Below are 15,664 nucleotides of genomic sequence, written 5' to 3' on the forward strand. Positions count from 1 at the left end.
CCTTAATTCCTCGCGAATACCGATGTTTATACAAGTATTGGTTAGCGAGCAATGGAATCTCAGACTGAAATGTCAGACATAGGAAGTCACATGACCGGACTACTGCTTGAAAAAGACAGCAATGGCGTTGCCTGGTTGAGCCTGAATCGACCAGAGAAACACAACGCGTTTAATGATGAATTAATTGCTTCACTTATCGAAACCTTGGAACAACTTGAGCGAGACGACTCTCTACGTGCAGTGGTACTCACCGCGCAAGGGAAACACTTTTCTGCAGGTGCGGATCTTGGCTGGATGCAGTCAATGGCCACCAAAACCGAGAGTGAAAACCTGCAAGATGCACAGCAATTGGCGATGCTCCTGCATAAACTGGATACCTTTAGCAAACCAACCATTGCCATGGTGCACGGCGCTGCATTTGGTGGCGCACTTGGGCTTATCTGCTGCTGCGATATCGCTATCGGCACACCTGAAAGCCGCTTCTGTTTGAGTGAAGTGAAACTCGGCTTATTGCCCGCGACCATCGGACCCTACGTAATTCGAGCGATTGGACAACGCCAAAGCCGACGCTACTTTTTGACTGCGGAAATGATCGATGCCGAAACCGCGTTATCGATGAACATTCTTCATCAAATCGATCCCCAGCCAAAAGAGTCGGTCAACCGTATGGTTGAGCACCTGCTTAATAATGGCCCGCAAGCCATGCAGGCTGCAAAAGCACTCTGCTTACGTTGTGACAACCACCCTATCGATCACTCATTAATTGAATACACCAGCCAAGCCATTGCAACCGCCCGCGTGTCCAGTGAAGGACAAGAAGGACTGAGTGCATTTTTTGAAAAGCGCGCCGCCAATTGGAGGAATCATGTTTAAAAGAATACTGATCGCAAACCGCGGTGAAATTGCCTGCCGAATCATTAAAACCGCAAAAAGCATGGCTATCGAGACGGTTGCCGTCTATTCCGAAGCGGATCGCAGCTGCTTACATGTAAAACAGGCGGATTTCGCTGAATTTATCGGCCCTGCTCCGGCGAGTGAGTCGTATCTCGATATCGATGCGATTATCGGCGCAGCGAAAAAGTGGCAAGCCGATGCTATCCACCCTGGGTATGGTTTTCTTTCCGAGAACCCGAAACTGGCGAAAGCGTGCAGCGAAAATGGCATTGTTTTTATTGGCCCTTCCACCAGTGCAATCGAGGCGATGGGCTCGAAGTCGCAAGCCAAAGCCATCATGTCAGAGGCGAACGTACCATTGGTTCCGGGCTATCACGGCACAGACAACAGCATTGAGCACTTATCGGCTGAAGCGGAAAAAATCGGTTATCCGGTCATGCTGAAAGCAACCCAAGGTGGCGGCGGTAAAGGCATGCGAGTGGTCAATAGCGCAGCCGAACTACCGTTAGCCATTGACGGTGCGCAGCGTGAAGCACTTTCAAGCTTTGGCGATAAGCAGCTTCTTGTCGAAAAATGCATATTGCAACCGCGCCACGTTGAAATTCAGGTCTTTGCTGACCAACATGGCAACTGTGTCTATCTTTCTGATCGTGACTGTTCCATTCAGCGTCGTCACCAAAAAGTAGTCGAAGAAGCACCAGCTCCCGCTCTGAGTGATGAACTGCGTAAACAAATGGGTGAAGCCGCGGTTCAGGCCGCTCAAGCGATTGACTATGTAGGCGCTGGTACGGTTGAGTTCTTGCTCGATAGCCGCGGTGAGTTTTACTTCATGGAAATGAATACCCGTCTGCAAGTTGAACACCCTGTCACTGAATTGATCACTGGCGTTGATTTAGTGGAGTGGCAATTCAAAGTTGCGGCTGGAGAGCATTTACCGATCTCGCAATCCGAAATCACCCATAACGGACACTCAATCGAGCTGCGAATTTACGCAGAAGATGCGGACAACGACTTTATGCCGTCGACTGGATGCATTGATTATTTACAAGAACCCATCTCGGATAACAATGTTCGACTAGCTTGTGTGCGTGTTGATAGCGGTGTTACTCAAGGCGATATCATCAGCGAATACTACGATCCGATGATCAGCAAACTGATCGTCTGGGGTCAAACTCGTGACATCGCGCTCAAGCAGCTTAAGCAGGCGTTAACCCACTACCACGTACGTGGAGTAACGACAAACATCGGTTATCTGCATAGCATTATTTCGCAGCCAGCCTTTGCCAACATTGAGCTCGATACTGGTTTCCTCGTCACACACCAGCAAGGCATAAGTGAGCAGCAAAACGTGTCGGATTCTATTTGGCTAACGTTGGCGGCGGTTGCTCGCTGGAATGATCTCACTTCAAAATCAGGTAGCTCAACGTTACCCTCTCCAACCACGCAAGGATTTAGGCTGTCGGTTGACAACGTTTATCGATTTAACTTCACGGATGCCAATGCCAACCATCAAGTACGCTTGCAACAACCATCGCAAGATACAGGGGCTCAGCACCTTAACCACTTCACAGTCCGATGTGGTGAGGAGTTGCATCAGGTCATCCTGCTTGAAAGTGGCAACCCGTTTATCGTCGATATCGATAATGTGCGTTACACCTTTAATGCGCTTAGCGACGAGCACCAGACAACGCTGTTTTATCTTGGTCAGCAACGTACGTTCGCTCATCAACCTAACTTTGACTCTACAAAAGATATAGACGATGAGTTAAGTCCAACCGCGCCACTCAACGGCATAATTTCGGCTGTCATGGTGGCTAAAGGTGACGAAGTGGCGGCGGGCGATCCGCTTTTGGTACTCGAAGCAATGAAGATGGAATACACCATCACGGCTCCGGTAGCAGCAAAAGTCGACGAATTGTTTTATCAGCACGGAGACCAAGTACAACATGGTTCTATCCTGCTGCATTTGGCTTCGTCATCGGATAACGCCAGCGAAGATAAGGAGCTCGAGTATGCTGCCAACGAAAGTTAATATTGTCGAAGTCGGTGCACGCGATGGCCTGCAAAATGAAACGGCAGTGTCGCTGGTCGATAAAATCCGTTTGATCAATCAACTAAGCACCAGTGGTTTAAAACACATTGAAGTTGGGTCTTTCGTCTCCCCAAAGTGGGTACCACAAATGGCCGATTCAGCACAGGTATTTGTGGGTATCACTCGACAGCCTGATGTAGTGTACAGTACGCTAACACCGAACCTAGCAGGGTTAGAACGTGCGCTCGAAAGTGGTGTAAAGCAAATTGCGGTGTTTGGCTCCGCTTCAGAGGCGTTCAGCCAGAAGAACATCAACTGCAGCATTGCGGAGAGCCTAGCCCGTTTTGAGCCCGTTATCGAATTGGCGAACCAGCACAACATTCCTGTGCGCGGGTACTTGTCTTGTACCATGGTGTGTCCATATGAGGGGGACATCATGCCAGAGCAAACTACCAAGGTCGCAAATACGCTGTTTGATATGGGATGTTATGAGATTTCTCTGGGCGATACTGTCGGAAAAGCAACCCCCAATCGCGTTATCTCCATGCTGGATTCGCTGTTAACGCAACTGCCAAAAGACGCATTAGCAGTGCACTTCCACGATACCTACGGGCAAGCACTAGCCAATATTTACCAAGCCTTGTTAATGGGTATCAACACCATTGACAGCGCTGTTGCTGGTTTGGGGGGCTGCCCTTACGCGAAAGGAGCCAGTGGTAATGTCGCAACGGAAGATGTGCTTTATCTGTGTGAGCAGCTTGGCATTGAAACGGGGATTGATCTCAACATTATCAATGAAGCGGGTTGGCAAATTTGCCGTGCGTTAGGTAAACGTCCGTCTTCCAAAGTAGCACTCGCTCTGGGTGATCCGCACAGCTTGTAAAAGACTCCATCCGCGATAAGCAACCAATAAATACAAACGGGCATGCGTAACAACATGCCCGTTTTATTAGGGCCAAATACAATTCACAAAAGCACTAACCAGAGGCGTGCTTTTCAGCCATTTGAGTATGGCGTCCCCACTTCGCAATCATATCGAGTAAATCGCTTTTCTGAACTGGCTTCGTCAGGTAATCATTCATCCCTAGTGCAATACTTTTTTGCTGCTCTTCTTGCATCGCGTGAGCAGAAAACGCCACGATTGGACACCAAGGAAACTCACCGTTTTCCTGTAACTCACGAATGTCTTTTGTCACACCAAAACCATCTTTGTTTGGCATAGAAATATCGGTAATCACCAAATCAGGGGAAAGCTGCTTGTAGAGTTCAACGGCCTCGACACCATCTTCCGCCAACGTCAGTTTCACTCCGGTGTCTTGCAACATTTTTTCAATCAATATTCGATTGATATGGCTGTCTTCTGCAACCAAAAGGTGCAAATTAGAAAAATCTGGATTGTCTTGTGAGGAAAGCGCTCGACGCTTTTGTATTTTGCTAGAAAGCAGAGTTTGCAGTTTATGCTGCGTGACAGGTTGCGGCAGTAAACGATCCCGTTCGCACGACCATGCCAGCCCTTCCTCCATCACGCAAGGGGCGAGAAACAGTACCCGTTTGGCGGCTGATTCTGTCGCATCAAGCTCATAGAGCGCATCTCTATCCTGAGCATTGTTCACGCTCGCGATGATGCGGTCAAAACCGTCCAAATCTCTGCCCAAAGACTGCGCCGCAGACCAATCGTTGCGATGAGTCACCTCGATGCCAATCTCTTTAGCTAAGCGCATCAAGTGTTCCACGCGTGGTTGATAATCATCAATCAACAATAGTCGATTTGCATTCAGTTCTACCGGTTCAGAATGAGGCTGACTTCGTTTAGGCAACTGCAAACTAAAGCTAAAACACGATCCGTTGCCAAAATCCGAACGCACACAAAGCTCACCGTTGTACATGCTGATCAAACGTTTTGAGATTGCCAACCCTAAGCCCGTTCCTTCATGTCGCCTTGTCGCGGAGGTATCGACCTGCTCAAATTTATCCATAATATGAGTTAGCCTGTCTTCAGGAATTCCAATGCCTGTATCGGTCACTGAAAAATCAAAACCGAGCTCACTTTCTCTTACTTTCAGCTGCACATGACCTTCATCCGTGAATTTCACTGCATTGCCGAGCAAGTTAAGTAAGATTTGATTAATCCGACCTTTATCACCGACCACGACCGTATTCATGGCTAATGGTATATCAACCAATAACTTAAGGTTCTTTTTATCCGCTTGATACGCACACAATGCCGTGCAACTCTCTACTAACGAGCGCAAATCAAACTCCTCTTCAACAAGCGTCAACTTGCCTGCTTCAACTTTGCTGTAATCGAGGATGTCGTTAATGATGGTCACAAGGTTATTGGCAGATTTGTGCAGCAGGAGCAATAACTCCCTTGGCTCTCGGCGGTTTTCGTTCTCAAGCAATATCTCGCTGATCCCCATGATCGCGTTCATTGGAGTGCGAATCTCATGGCTCATGTTCGCCAGAAATTCCGACTTGGCTTGCGTGGCTTTTTTCGATTTATCCAATGCAGACGACAAACGCTTCTCCATCTCGCGTCTATCGGTGATGTCACGTTCTACCGCAATAAAACGCAGTAGCTCGCCATTTTCATCAAACACCGGAGACAGCTCTAACTCGACCCAATATGGGCGCCGCGATTTGGTGTAATTGAGTATCTCAACCCTAACCGGGGAATGGCTGCGAACACTTTGCGAGAGCAGCGCGACGGTGTTTGCGTCGGTGTCTTCACCTTGCAGCAGTTCGCCCGGTGATTTGCCAACCACTTCCTCTAACGAATATTCGGTTAACTGCTCAAACGCAGAGTTTACCCAAGCAATCGTGCCGTCAGGATGCGTAATGATGATGGTATCGCGAGCGTGTTCCGCCACCTCGGCAAGCTGAGATATTTTGGCGGATAACTGCTGTTGGGTTTGATGTTCTTGCTGAAGTTTGTTTTGCGCTTGCGCTAAAGAGCGCGACATTTGGTTAAACGCTTCTCCAACGCGCGTGACTTCGTCATTGCCTGAAATAGAAATTTGCGAACCCGGCCCTTGCTGTGAAACCTTGATTACCCCAGTGCGGAGAAGATCCAAACGCTTCATTAAATAGCTGCCTAGCGCAAATGAAAACAGCGCCACCAGCGACATTTCGACAAAGGCAATCACCAAACTCGCATGAGTCGCAAACGAAAGCATTTGATGAACATGCTCGACGTGAACACCCATTTCTACCACGCCAAAAGTCTGATCGCCTAACGTGATTGCTTTCGCCACGTCATAAACACCGTCGCTTGCATCGAAAGGACGAACATTGGTGTCAACGCCTGTATAATCACCTTGAAGCGTAAGTTCGATGCCATCTTGATTGACGATACGGATGTAAGCCAACTTGTGCTCACTTACGACAGAGCGTGCAAAGCTGTCTAAGTACGCCAGATCCGTTGCGATTACCGCGTCTCTCGAAGCTTGAGCAAACACACTCACCAAATTCTGGCTACCAACTTCGAGACTGGTCTCGTTCGAGCTTTTAAACCAGTTGAGGCCACTGATGATAAGTACACCGAGCGCGAGTGCTTCGATGAGTGCAATGCCGATTATCGTTTTTGAACGCAGCGTCATAAAGCGCCCACTTATCTCGAAATGCCCAATTGGACGACGTCTTGCCAATCTTAGTCTTGCGCCAATTGCAATCCATCAATATTGAGTAAAGCGAAGCTCTCCTGTGCTTTGGGATCCTCATTGAGTTGTGAGATCGCCGCTCGCAATGCCAAAGCCATCTCTTCATCTACCTCATTCGAGACTGCAATGGCATGAGGGGTATAACCTGCGGTTGTATAAATCACGCTCAGTTGTTCTTTGGTTTCACTCGGCAAGCTCTCAAAGGTACGCTTCACGCCACCACCAGCGACATACAAGCCTTTCAGAACACCTAAATAGACCGAATCGTGCGAGCCCACATATTTGGGCGTAAATTTGATGCCTTTCTGTTCTAGTTCAGATTGCGTGATGATGGAAGCCGCAAACGCGCGCGGAGCCGGAAAAGCAATCGTCTCCTCTTGCAGATCATCAAGAGTAACTGACTGCCCTTTTCTCGCCACAATAATGCCTGTAATACGCTTGTTCTTCGCTCTTGCTAACGCCGTATAACCCGGAGTTTGGTTCACCAACGTAAAGTGATAAGGATTCATGTACGCGATGTCATATTCTCCAGCCATTAAACGGGCTTCAAAAGTAGGAATATCACGCGCAGTAGCAAATTTGATTTCAACTCCAGCAAGCTCGCCCCAACGTTGCAGTAAGGGTTGCCATTGTTGAACTAATTTGGTGGCCGATTGTTGTGGCACTACACCAAAAACAAGAGAGGGCTGAGCGAAGATGGAAGGCGACAATATGCATAACGTCATAAGCAACGTAAAAATTCGCCTTTTAAACGGCCAAGTCAGCTTCTGCAATTGAGAATTCAACAAAACCACCTCCTTGTGTTTGTCTTCCGTTAAAGATAGATAGCTATTTGAAAGATTGCGAATTAACGCGTTAAATTGCCTCATGTCTCGGATAGGATTTATACTCAAACGAACACCTAAAAATAGGAGCAGTACATGCTTATTACATTTCGTTGTCGTAGCTACGCAAATGTCACGATGTTTGGCGACATTGCATTAGAGATGATCAAAATGATGGGTCACAGCGGCACAGTGCCGGGGTCAATTTCCGCTCAAGATGTTCCTGACGCGCTATCAAAGTTAACTTCTGCTCTATCTGCGAAAAATGCGGCTGAGGAAAACCTCCCTACTGATGTAGATGTAGACGAAAAGGAAGAACAAGTAGAGCCTACGGTAAGCTTAGGGCGCAGAGCGTTTCCACTGATTGAGTTGCTAAAATCAGCAATCAAAGAAGAATGCGAAGTCATGTGGGACAACCAATAACGTCTTCAAACTGGTTTCTAGCGAGGTGAATCCATATTGTGACCGCCTCGCTATCACTACTCGAAGCCAAAATAAGGGCACCTACACCGCTTATCGCCCTATCCGTTTCTCTCCCTAGACAACTTGATTTCCCCATCAATGTGCACATCTCGTTGTGGAAACGCGATTTCAATACCGTGCTTTTCGAAAGCTTCATAGATTTCAAAACGTATGGCACTTGCGACCGTTCGAATCCCGCCTTCAACTGTTGAGTTAATCCAAAAATAAGATTCGAAGATCAAAGCATTATCGCCAAAGTCTTGAAAAAACACATCTGGAGCTGGTGAACTCAGAACTTGCGCTTGCTGCGAAGTCACTTCCGCCATTAAGGCAGCAACCTGTTTGACATCGCTCCCATACGCGACACCGACGATGACCGAGCCACGAACTAATCTGTCGCATAACGTCCAGTTGATCACCACGTTCTCAATCAACTGACTGTTGGGAATGAGCATGTGAACGCCATCGGTTCGTCTGATTCGAGTTGAACGTGTATTTATTTGCTCGACAATGCCTTTGGCGCCCTCGACCTCTAAAAAGTCCCCAATTCGGATTGGCTTTTCACCAATCAAAATCCAGCCACTTATGAAGTTGTTAATGATGTTTTGTGCACCAAAACCGAAGCCGATAGCGATGGCACCAGACAGAAAGGCGAACGCGGTAATTGGCACATTGATCATCGAAAGTGTGGTCATAAAAATAATGGCGAGAGCGATGACAAATAATATCCGTTTAACCAAATGAATGACGTTTGGATCTTTCCCCGATGAGGACATTCTTGACGTAACGGTTTTGATTAAAATTTTGGACAACCATAAAGCGACAATCACCCATGTCGGCACCATCAATATCGCCCACAACGTGATAGGTTGTTCGTTAAAGGTAAACAGCGTTGTTTCTAAAAATGAAATGACCCGTTCGAACATAAAGTGCTCACTCTTGATTCATCGTTGCCAGCAAGCCAGAGCGCATAAGTCTTATATTTTTAGCCCAATCGATAGCGCAAACGGCTCAATTAAGTTCTTCTTATTAACTATATTGTAATCTACGCAAAACGCTTCGAGTGGTTTCCCGCTTTAGCTTCAACACGATTAAGCTATTTAGGGAGCACGTCTTTGTGTACTAAACGAGCCAATCAACCGACTGAATACGCAAGGCAAATCAGTGATAACTTTCTGATTTTTAAGCATCAAATTTTCACTTCGAGTCACTCTCACTTATTATTGTGCACCTTGTTGCAAATAACATTGATGGAATGATTGTTATGTCAGAACTGACTCGGATGCGCTCTGGAGAAACCTATAATTGTCTGGATGAAGAGCTAAAGCTCATGCGCGCCAAAACCGCGCAGCTTGTCTTCCAATTTAACCACGAGCCAAACCCAGATATCCGTAGACAACTATTGGCGGAAATGAGCGTCCAATTAGAAAACAGCGCCTGTATAGAGCCACCGCTTCAACTTACCTACGGTTGCCACTTGTCCATCGGGGAAAACACCTACATCAACTGGGATGCCATTATTCTGGACAATGGACAAGTTGAGATTGGCGCGAACGTCATGATTGGGCCTAGAGTGCAAATTTACACAGCCGCTCATTCACTCGATACACAAAGACGCTTAGCCGGAGATGAGATCGCCAAACCGGTAAAAATTGGCAATAACGTTTGGATTGGTGGGGGCGCAATCATACTGCCAGGCGTGACCATTGGCGATGAGGCCGTCGTCGGCGCTGGCTCTGTCATAACCAAAGACGTTGCGCCGGGCGATCGAGTTGCTGGAAATCCGGCGCGCTCCATTAAACCAAAAAACTGAAAAAAGTCGCTATTTTGCCAAATGATCGCGAATAATGTTGGCAAGCAAATTGAGAGCATGGACGTATTTGTCATTAAGCTTAAAAGAAGCGTTAAGACGAATACAGTGATCGTATTGTTCTGTCAGGCTGAACATCTTTCCCGGTGCGATGCTGATATTATCTTTTAGCGCTTCTCGATATATCTGCAAGCCGTCGATATGCTTGGGAAGCTCTAACCAAATAAAGTACCCGCCGCTTTGGCTTAACACTTTGACTTCTTCAGGTAACAGCTCATTAAGCAGATCCGTCATCTTACTTTTACGTTCAAACAGCTTTTTCCGTAACTGCTTCAAATGCGATTCATAATTGCGGCTTGTTAAATAGTGCACCAATGTCATTTGCACTGGTGCACTCGTCGCTAATGTACTCATTAACTGTAACTTTTGTACCTCTAGCGCCCGCTTTCCCGCCGCGACCCAACCAATACGTAGCCCTGCGATTAATGATTTTGAAAACGAGGAGCACAACATGGTATTGCCCGTGTCATCAAACATTCTTAGTGGGTAAACCGAGTCATTCTCGGCATGCAGTTCGCTGTACACATCATCTTCAATCACTGGCACGTTATATCGCTGTGTCAGCTCAATCAGCTTTTGTTTTTTCTCGTTGGAGAGCGTAAAACCCAGAGGATTTTGGAAGTTCGACATCAGCCAACATGCTTTCACATCGTGTGTTTGCAGCGCTCGTTCCAATGAATCTAGGTCAATACCCGTGACTGGGTCTGTTCTTACCGAGAGCGCTTTCAAACCTAACCGCTCTAAGGATTGCAATGCGCCATAGAATGCAGGCGACTCCACAACCACCCAATCTCCCGGTCTTGTGCAGGCTTGCAAACTGAGCGTTAACGCCTCCAGCGCGCCTGCCGTAATGACAATTTCATCGGGTGAAATTTCAATGCCTTTCGCAGCATAACGCTTCGCGATGATGGTGCGTAATTGTTCGTTTCCCGGAGGTAAGTTATCAAAGGTGGTGGAAATCGGCATATTGCGAGCGGCTGCGCTCATCGCCCGATTCACGTGATAGCGTGGATACAAACTTGGATCTGGATAGGCAAAGCCAAAATTGATCATGGATGGATTTTTACTCGCCTGCAGAACATCAAAGATAAATTCATTGATGTCTACCTGCTCTGTCCACGAAACCGCGGCTGGCGCTTGGGGTTCATTTGAACTCTTAATATTGGGAGCGACTCGGTAACCAGAGCGCGGCTGTGAGGTGACCCAGCCTTGAGATTCCAGAATTTGATAGGCATGCAACACCGTCATCAAGCTCAAACCCAAGTGTTCAGATTGGCGACGCAGAGAAGGCAGCTTGTCACCCGGATGCCATATCCCCGATTTTATCTGCCTTTTAAGCTGTTCCACTAACTCTTGATACTTCGCCAAACGCAAATCCCCCTCCATAAAGCTGAATTCAAAATAATAACACTTCAATATTTAATCTGTTATAGGTTTATAGTCACTGTCTGTACCTACTTCCCTCATTCCGCTCCTTTTAAAATAGCTCTCTCATAAAACTTAAAAGATCAAAGGAAGTTTAATGTTTGGCCTCGACGCATTTATGCTTGCACGGATACAGTTCGCCTTTACGGTATCCTTTCATATTATTTTCCCCGCTATCACCATAGGTTTGGCCACCTATCTCGCCGTGCTGGAAGGCTTATGGCTAAAAACACGTAATCCCGATTACCAAAAGCTCTATCACTTCTGGTCGAAAATTTTTGCAGTTAACTTTGGGATGGGTGTTGTATCTGGTCTTGTCATGGCCTATCAATTCGGCACCAACTGGAGTGGTTTCTCCGACTTCGCTGGTTCTATCACTGGCCCATTACTGACTTATGAAGTGTTAACGGCTTTCTTTCTCGAAGCTGGATTTCTTGGCGTGATGCTGTTTGGTTGGCGTCGCGTCGGCGAAAAGCTGCACTTTTTTGCAACCTCGATGGTGGCGTTAGGCACGATCATTTCGACGTTCTGGATTCTCGCCTCCAACAGTTGGATGCAAACGCCACAAGGCTATGAAATTGTCGACGGACGTGTGGTGCCAACCGACTGGTTTGCTATCGTTTTCAATCCTTCATTTCCTTATCGTTTGGCGCACATGAGCGTCGCGGCTTTTGTCAGTTCAGCACTCTTTGTAGGCGCGTCAGCCGCTTGGCACTTATTGAGAGGCAATCAATCGACTACGGTAAAAACGATGTTTTCGATGTCGCTCGGGATCTTAGTGTTCCTTGCGCCACTCCAAGCCGTGATTGGCGATGTACACGGGCTAAACACCTTGGAATACCAGCCCGCCAAAATTGCCGCCATCGAAGGACATTGGGATAACAGCAATGGCAAACCAACCCCATTGATTTTGTTCGGCATGCCAAACATGGAACAAGAACGCACAGACTATGCCTTAGAAATTCCTGTTCTAGGAAGTTTGATCCTACGCCACAGTTTAACTGAGCCAATCCCGGCGCTGAAAGACTTCCCGAAAGAGGAACGACCGAACTCACCTATCGTCTTTTGGTCATTTCGAATCATGGTCGGGCTAGGACTTCTGATGATTTTTCAAAGCTTCTACAGCATGTGGTTACGAAAAAAGAACACGCTTTATACCTCGCGTTGGTTCCTCAAGTTTTCATTATTTATGGGGCCATCTGGTCTTATCGCAATACTCGCTGGCTGGTTTACGACTGAGGTTGGTCGGCAGCCTTGGGTGGTGTATGGCGTACAAAAAACGCGTGATGCGGTTTCTGCACACGGAGACCTACAAATGAGCATCAGCCTGCTGTGTTTCCTTGTTGTGTACAGCTTGGTGTTTGGTTTTGGGTATTACTACATGATCCACCAAATCAAGAAAGGCCCCGATGCAATCGAACACGATGAGCACGACATGACGACCGTTTCAGGCCGCATCTAGAATTTGTCACAAAGTTAAGGTAGAGAATATGCATTTTGATTTATCCGTGATTTGGTTCGCGATCATCGTTTTTGCCACTTTGATGTACATCATCATGGATGGCTTCGATTTGGGTATTGGAATACTGATGCCCTTCATCAAGGATGAAAAACAAAAAGACGTCATGGTCAACAGTGTCGCGCCAGTTTGGGACGGCAACGAAACTTGGATTGTGCTAGGAGGCGCATCTCTATTTGGCGCTTTTCCGATGGCTTACGCGGTGATTATTGAAGCGCTAACCATCCCTTTGACGTTGATGTTGATTGCTTTGATCTTTCGTGGCGTCGCATTTGAGTTTCGCTTTAAGGCATTGGAAAACCACTTAAAGTTCTGGGACCGCTCTTTTATGATCGGCTCGATTTTAACCACGTTTTTCCAAGGCATCGTCGTTGGCGCGGTAATTCAGGGCTTTGCGGTGGAAAACCGCGTCTTCGTAGGTAGCCAATTAGACTGGCTCAGCCCTTTTCCCATCTTTTGTGGTTTGGGTTTAGTCGCAACGTACGCGCTACTCGGTAGTACATGGCTCATCATGAAGACGGAAGGTGCACTGCAAAACACGATGTATCGCTTCACTAACAAAACACTACTGGCGATGATCTCCGCATTAATCATTGTGAGCGCTTGGACCCCACTTGCTTACCCTGCCATTGCGGAAAGATGGTTTTCTCTGCCTAATTTGTTCTACTTACTGCCGGTACCTGTCATTACTGGACTGGTCTGTTTGAAGATTGCCGACTCCGTAAAAAAGCGAAAAGAGCGCAGCCCTTTCGTGATGGCATTGGTGATCGTGATTCTCGGGTTCGCTGGGCTTGGCATCAGTATCTGGCCAAATATCATTCCTCCTAACATATCGATATGGGAAGCAGCGGCTCCTGCAAGCAGTCAGCGCTTTATGCTCGTTGGAGCGGTGATCATCATCCCGATCATTCTGGCTTACACCTTTTGGAGTTACTACGTCTTCTCCGGAAAAGTGAAAGAAGACGAAGCGTACCATTAACGAGTTGGCAAGGAGTGAGTATGAAAATCAAAAATTGGTGTCGCCAATGGGCTTGGATGGTTGGGATCTGGGCGGCCAGTGTGCTAGCTCTGGGGTTCGTATCAATGCTGTTTCGCGTCATGATGACCGCTGCAGGGTTAAAATCTTAGCTCGGCACTTATAGGACAATCAAAAAATCGACCGCCTCCGGTTCTTGGTCAGAGCTAGAGGCGTTTAAAGTTAAGTGCGACTTTTTACGTGTGCAGACAATACGATAGTAGATTCTGAACCACGAGCCACTTCAAAATAACCACCAGCACGAGATAGCTGACGAGCCGTCAATTTTTCTTTGCCCAGCTTTTCAAACCAATAAGGCGCTAATGAGCACTGAGCCGAACCTGTGGCAAGATCTTCTGAAATACCGATTTTAGGTGCAAAGTAACGCAGCACATAGCCACTATCAGAACTTTGAGCCGTCACGATGACAGCATGAAACTCATCAATTTTAATCAGCTCATCAAAGTTAGGATGATAGCAAACAACATCATCTTCGGATTCGAGAACAACAACCAAATCACGCGTTGTAAAAGCATCTACGGGGCGATTTGAGAAGCCTGAAATATCCAAGGGGATGGCATGAGGCTTGGCTTGCCAACTTGGCATCACGATCCTGTACATTCCACCCAGTTCAGAAACAGTAATATGACCATGCGAACTTTGAAGAATGACCTCATTCCGATGATATTTAGAAATGAGCGCGGCTCCTGCGCCTAAACTCCCATGTCCGCATAAGTTGATTTCCCCTGCTAGAGTAAACCAACGAATGTGGTAGTCACTGCCAGACTTAACCACAAATGATGTGACAGGTTGAGCGACCTGATGAGTGATTTGAAGTAACTCAGAATCACTCAGCCAGTGATTTAGTTCGACAACGCCACAAGGGTTACCTTGAGCCAACTCATCACAAAATACATCATATATTTGCGCTTTAATCATCCACCATCCTTGCGGTTTAATAACACGTTAAAAAATATAAAAATAAAAGCGTTAGAGACTCCTAACGCTCACTTTCAATGTTGCTTGCAAGCAGCTAAACCTGCCTTTCCGAGAGTACTTCTTTAAAGGCAAACATGCCATTTAATGCAGCTAGAAATCCTGCGTAAACAGACATTTGTATGATCACTTCTTTGATCTCTTCTTCCGTGCAACCAACGTTTAGCGCAGCGTGTAAATGCACTTTAAGCTGTGGAGTACAGTTCCCCATCGCCGTCAATGCGGACACCGTAGCGATCTCTCGCGATTTTAGATCTAGCCCTTCACGGGTGTAGATGTCGCCAAACGGGTACTCAATCGTGAACTTTGCTAAATCAGGGCAAATGTCGTTCAGGCTTTCGATAACTTTTTGGCCAGCCTCTCCATCGATTTTTGATAACTGCTCTAACCCTGTTTGAAATCGCGTATTTTCCATTTTGTGTGCTCCTTTGAGTGAATACCCGCACACCTTACAAGTTAGAGTGAACTCTAAGTCAACGTACTTTTCCGCTTTTATACAGATCTATTTTTTCTTCTAATCGTTTCAGATGCTCATTTTGTTGTCGGATATGTTCGATTAAATTATCTCGATGAACTTCCAAAAGCTTTTGTCTGTCAGCAGTCGTTTGCGAGCCAATCTCCCTCAATGAAGCATATTCTTGAATATCTTCTAACGGCATTCCCGTCTCTTTCAGCCGCTTGATGAAGTTGACCCAATCAATATCTCGATGGGTGTAGACACGGTGCCCACTGCTATTTCGGTGGACATGTTTCAGTAAGCCAATTTTTTCATAGTATCGAAGCGTGTAAGACGACAACCCAACTGCGTTGGAAAACTCTTTCATATTCATTATTTTTACCGAAGATTATCCCTTCCTGTGACCACAAGTAATGTAACCACACTATGGATAACCTTTGCAAAGCAAGCAGTCTAGTTTCTTACCGATGTTGTTAAGACTATAAATAGTCGTCTACTTTTATTGATGTAA

15 protein-coding genes are annotated in these 15,664 nt (G+C 46.7%); 8 read left to right on the forward strand and 7 right to left on the reverse strand.

What is annotated here, in order from left to right; translation table 11 throughout:
- Positions 1-90: 90 nt before the first annotated feature.
- Genes DYB02_RS17190 through DYB02_RS17200 form a run of 3 tightly spaced genes read left to right on the forward strand, consistent with a single transcriptional unit; the run spans position 91 to position 3,809 of the window.
- Positions 91-873 (forward strand): enoyl-CoA hydratase/isomerase family protein, encoded by a 783-nt coding sequence (locus DYB02_RS17190; protein WP_029803608.1) that lies wholly within the window; start codon positions 91-93, stop codon positions 871-873.
- Positions 866-2,926, forward strand: coding sequence for an acetyl/propionyl/methylcrotonyl-CoA carboxylase subunit alpha (locus DYB02_RS17195; RefSeq protein ID WP_029861949.1), 2,061 nt, complete (start codon positions 866-868; stop codon positions 2,924-2,926). The genes DYB02_RS17190 and DYB02_RS17195 overlap by 8 nt, the downstream gene beginning before the upstream one ends.
- Positions 2,907-3,809: a hydroxymethylglutaryl-CoA lyase gene (locus DYB02_RS17200; protein WP_029803610.1), complete on the forward strand. Its 903-nt coding sequence runs from the start codon at positions 2,907-2,909 to the stop codon at positions 3,807-3,809. Before DYB02_RS17195 ends, DYB02_RS17200 begins: the two co-directional genes overlap by 20 nt.
- A gap of 94 nt (positions 3,810-3,903) precedes the next feature.
- Here DYB02_RS17200 and DYB02_RS17205 read toward each other — a convergent pair whose 3' ends face one another.
- Positions 3,904-6,525 carry a hybrid sensor histidine kinase/response regulator gene (locus DYB02_RS17205; RefSeq protein WP_029803613.1) on the reverse strand — a complete coding sequence of 874 codons (2,622 nt, stop codon included), beginning with the start codon at positions 6,523-6,525 and terminating at the stop codon, positions 3,904-3,906.
- A 50-nt stretch (positions 6,526-6,575) separates the two neighbouring features.
- Positions 6,576-7,373, reverse strand: a complete 798-nt coding sequence (locus DYB02_RS17210) for a phosphate/phosphite/phosphonate ABC transporter substrate-binding protein (RefSeq protein ID WP_161793089.1) — start codon at positions 7,371-7,373, stop codon at positions 6,576-6,578.
- 132 nt (positions 7,374-7,505) lie between these two features.
- On the opposite strand from DYB02_RS17210, the gene DYB02_RS17215 reads away from it, so the two are divergent.
- Positions 7,506-7,832 (forward strand): DUF1840 domain-containing protein, encoded by a 327-nt coding sequence (locus DYB02_RS17215; RefSeq protein ID WP_029803615.1) that lies wholly within the window; start codon positions 7,506-7,508, stop codon positions 7,830-7,832.
- 98 nt (positions 7,833-7,930) lie between these two features.
- Here DYB02_RS17215 and DYB02_RS17220 read toward each other — a convergent pair whose 3' ends face one another.
- A complete protein-coding gene (locus tag DYB02_RS17220) occupies positions 7,931-8,797 on the reverse strand; it encodes a mechanosensitive ion channel family protein (RefSeq protein WP_025623668.1) in 867 nt (288 codons plus the stop codon).
- Positions 8,798-9,135: 338 nt separating this feature from the next.
- On the opposite strand from DYB02_RS17220, the gene DYB02_RS17230 reads away from it, so the two are divergent.
- Positions 9,136-9,684, forward strand: coding sequence for a sugar O-acetyltransferase (locus DYB02_RS17230; RefSeq protein WP_025606195.1), 549 nt, complete (start codon positions 9,136-9,138; stop codon positions 9,682-9,684).
- 9 nt (positions 9,685-9,693) lie between these two features.
- Here DYB02_RS17230 and DYB02_RS17235 read toward each other — a convergent pair whose 3' ends face one another.
- The gene (locus DYB02_RS17235; RefSeq protein WP_031822820.1) at positions 9,694-11,109 is read right to left on the reverse strand and encodes an aminotransferase-like domain-containing protein; all 1,416 of its coding nucleotides are present in this window, start codon (positions 11,107-11,109) and stop codon (positions 9,694-9,696) included.
- 154 nt (positions 11,110-11,263) lie between these two features.
- Here DYB02_RS17235 and DYB02_RS17240 point away from each other — a divergent pair, with 154 nt between their 5' ends.
- Genes DYB02_RS17240 through DYB02_RS17250 form a run of 3 tightly spaced genes read left to right on the forward strand, consistent with a single transcriptional unit; the run spans position 11,264 to position 13,813 of the window.
- Complete coding sequence (locus tag DYB02_RS17240) at positions 11,264-12,628, forward strand: cytochrome ubiquinol oxidase subunit I (RefSeq protein WP_029803618.1); 1,365 nt, start codon at positions 11,264-11,266, stop codon at positions 12,626-12,628.
- Positions 12,629-12,656: 28 nt separating this feature from the next.
- On the forward strand, positions 12,657-13,664 hold the full coding sequence (cydB, locus tag DYB02_RS17245) for a cytochrome d ubiquinol oxidase subunit II (protein ID WP_029803619.1): 1,008 nt from the start codon (positions 12,657-12,659) through the stop codon (positions 13,662-13,664).
- A gap of 20 nt (positions 13,665-13,684) precedes the next feature.
- Entirely contained in the window at positions 13,685-13,813 is a 129-nt protein-coding gene (locus DYB02_RS17250; protein WP_015313385.1) for a DUF2474 domain-containing protein, read from the forward strand.
- Between the two features lie 70 nt (positions 13,814-13,883).
- Here the strand turns inward: DYB02_RS17250 and DYB02_RS17255 are convergent, their stop codons facing one another.
- The 3 genes from DYB02_RS17255 to DYB02_RS17265 all read right to left on the reverse strand — a co-directional run bounded on the left by DYB02_RS17255 (position 13,884) and on the right by DYB02_RS17265 (position 15,526).
- Positions 13,884-14,639, reverse strand: coding sequence for a PhzF family phenazine biosynthesis protein (locus DYB02_RS17255; RefSeq protein ID WP_029803621.1), 756 nt, complete (start codon positions 14,637-14,639; stop codon positions 13,884-13,886).
- A 94-nt stretch (positions 14,640-14,733) separates the two neighbouring features.
- Positions 14,734-15,111: a carboxymuconolactone decarboxylase family protein gene (locus DYB02_RS17260; RefSeq protein ID WP_029803623.1), complete on the reverse strand. Its 378-nt coding sequence runs from the start codon at positions 15,109-15,111 to the stop codon at positions 14,734-14,736.
- A 58-nt stretch (positions 15,112-15,169) separates the two neighbouring features.
- A complete protein-coding gene (locus DYB02_RS17265; RefSeq protein ID WP_029803625.1) occupies positions 15,170-15,526 on the reverse strand; it encodes a MerR family transcriptional regulator in 357 nt (118 codons plus the stop codon).
- Positions 15,527-15,664 lie beyond the last annotated feature (138 nt).

It is taken from the genome of Vibrio parahaemolyticus (assembly GCF_900460535.1).
Classification (GTDB): Bacteria; Pseudomonadota; Gammaproteobacteria; order Enterobacterales; family Vibrionaceae; genus Vibrio; species Vibrio parahaemolyticus.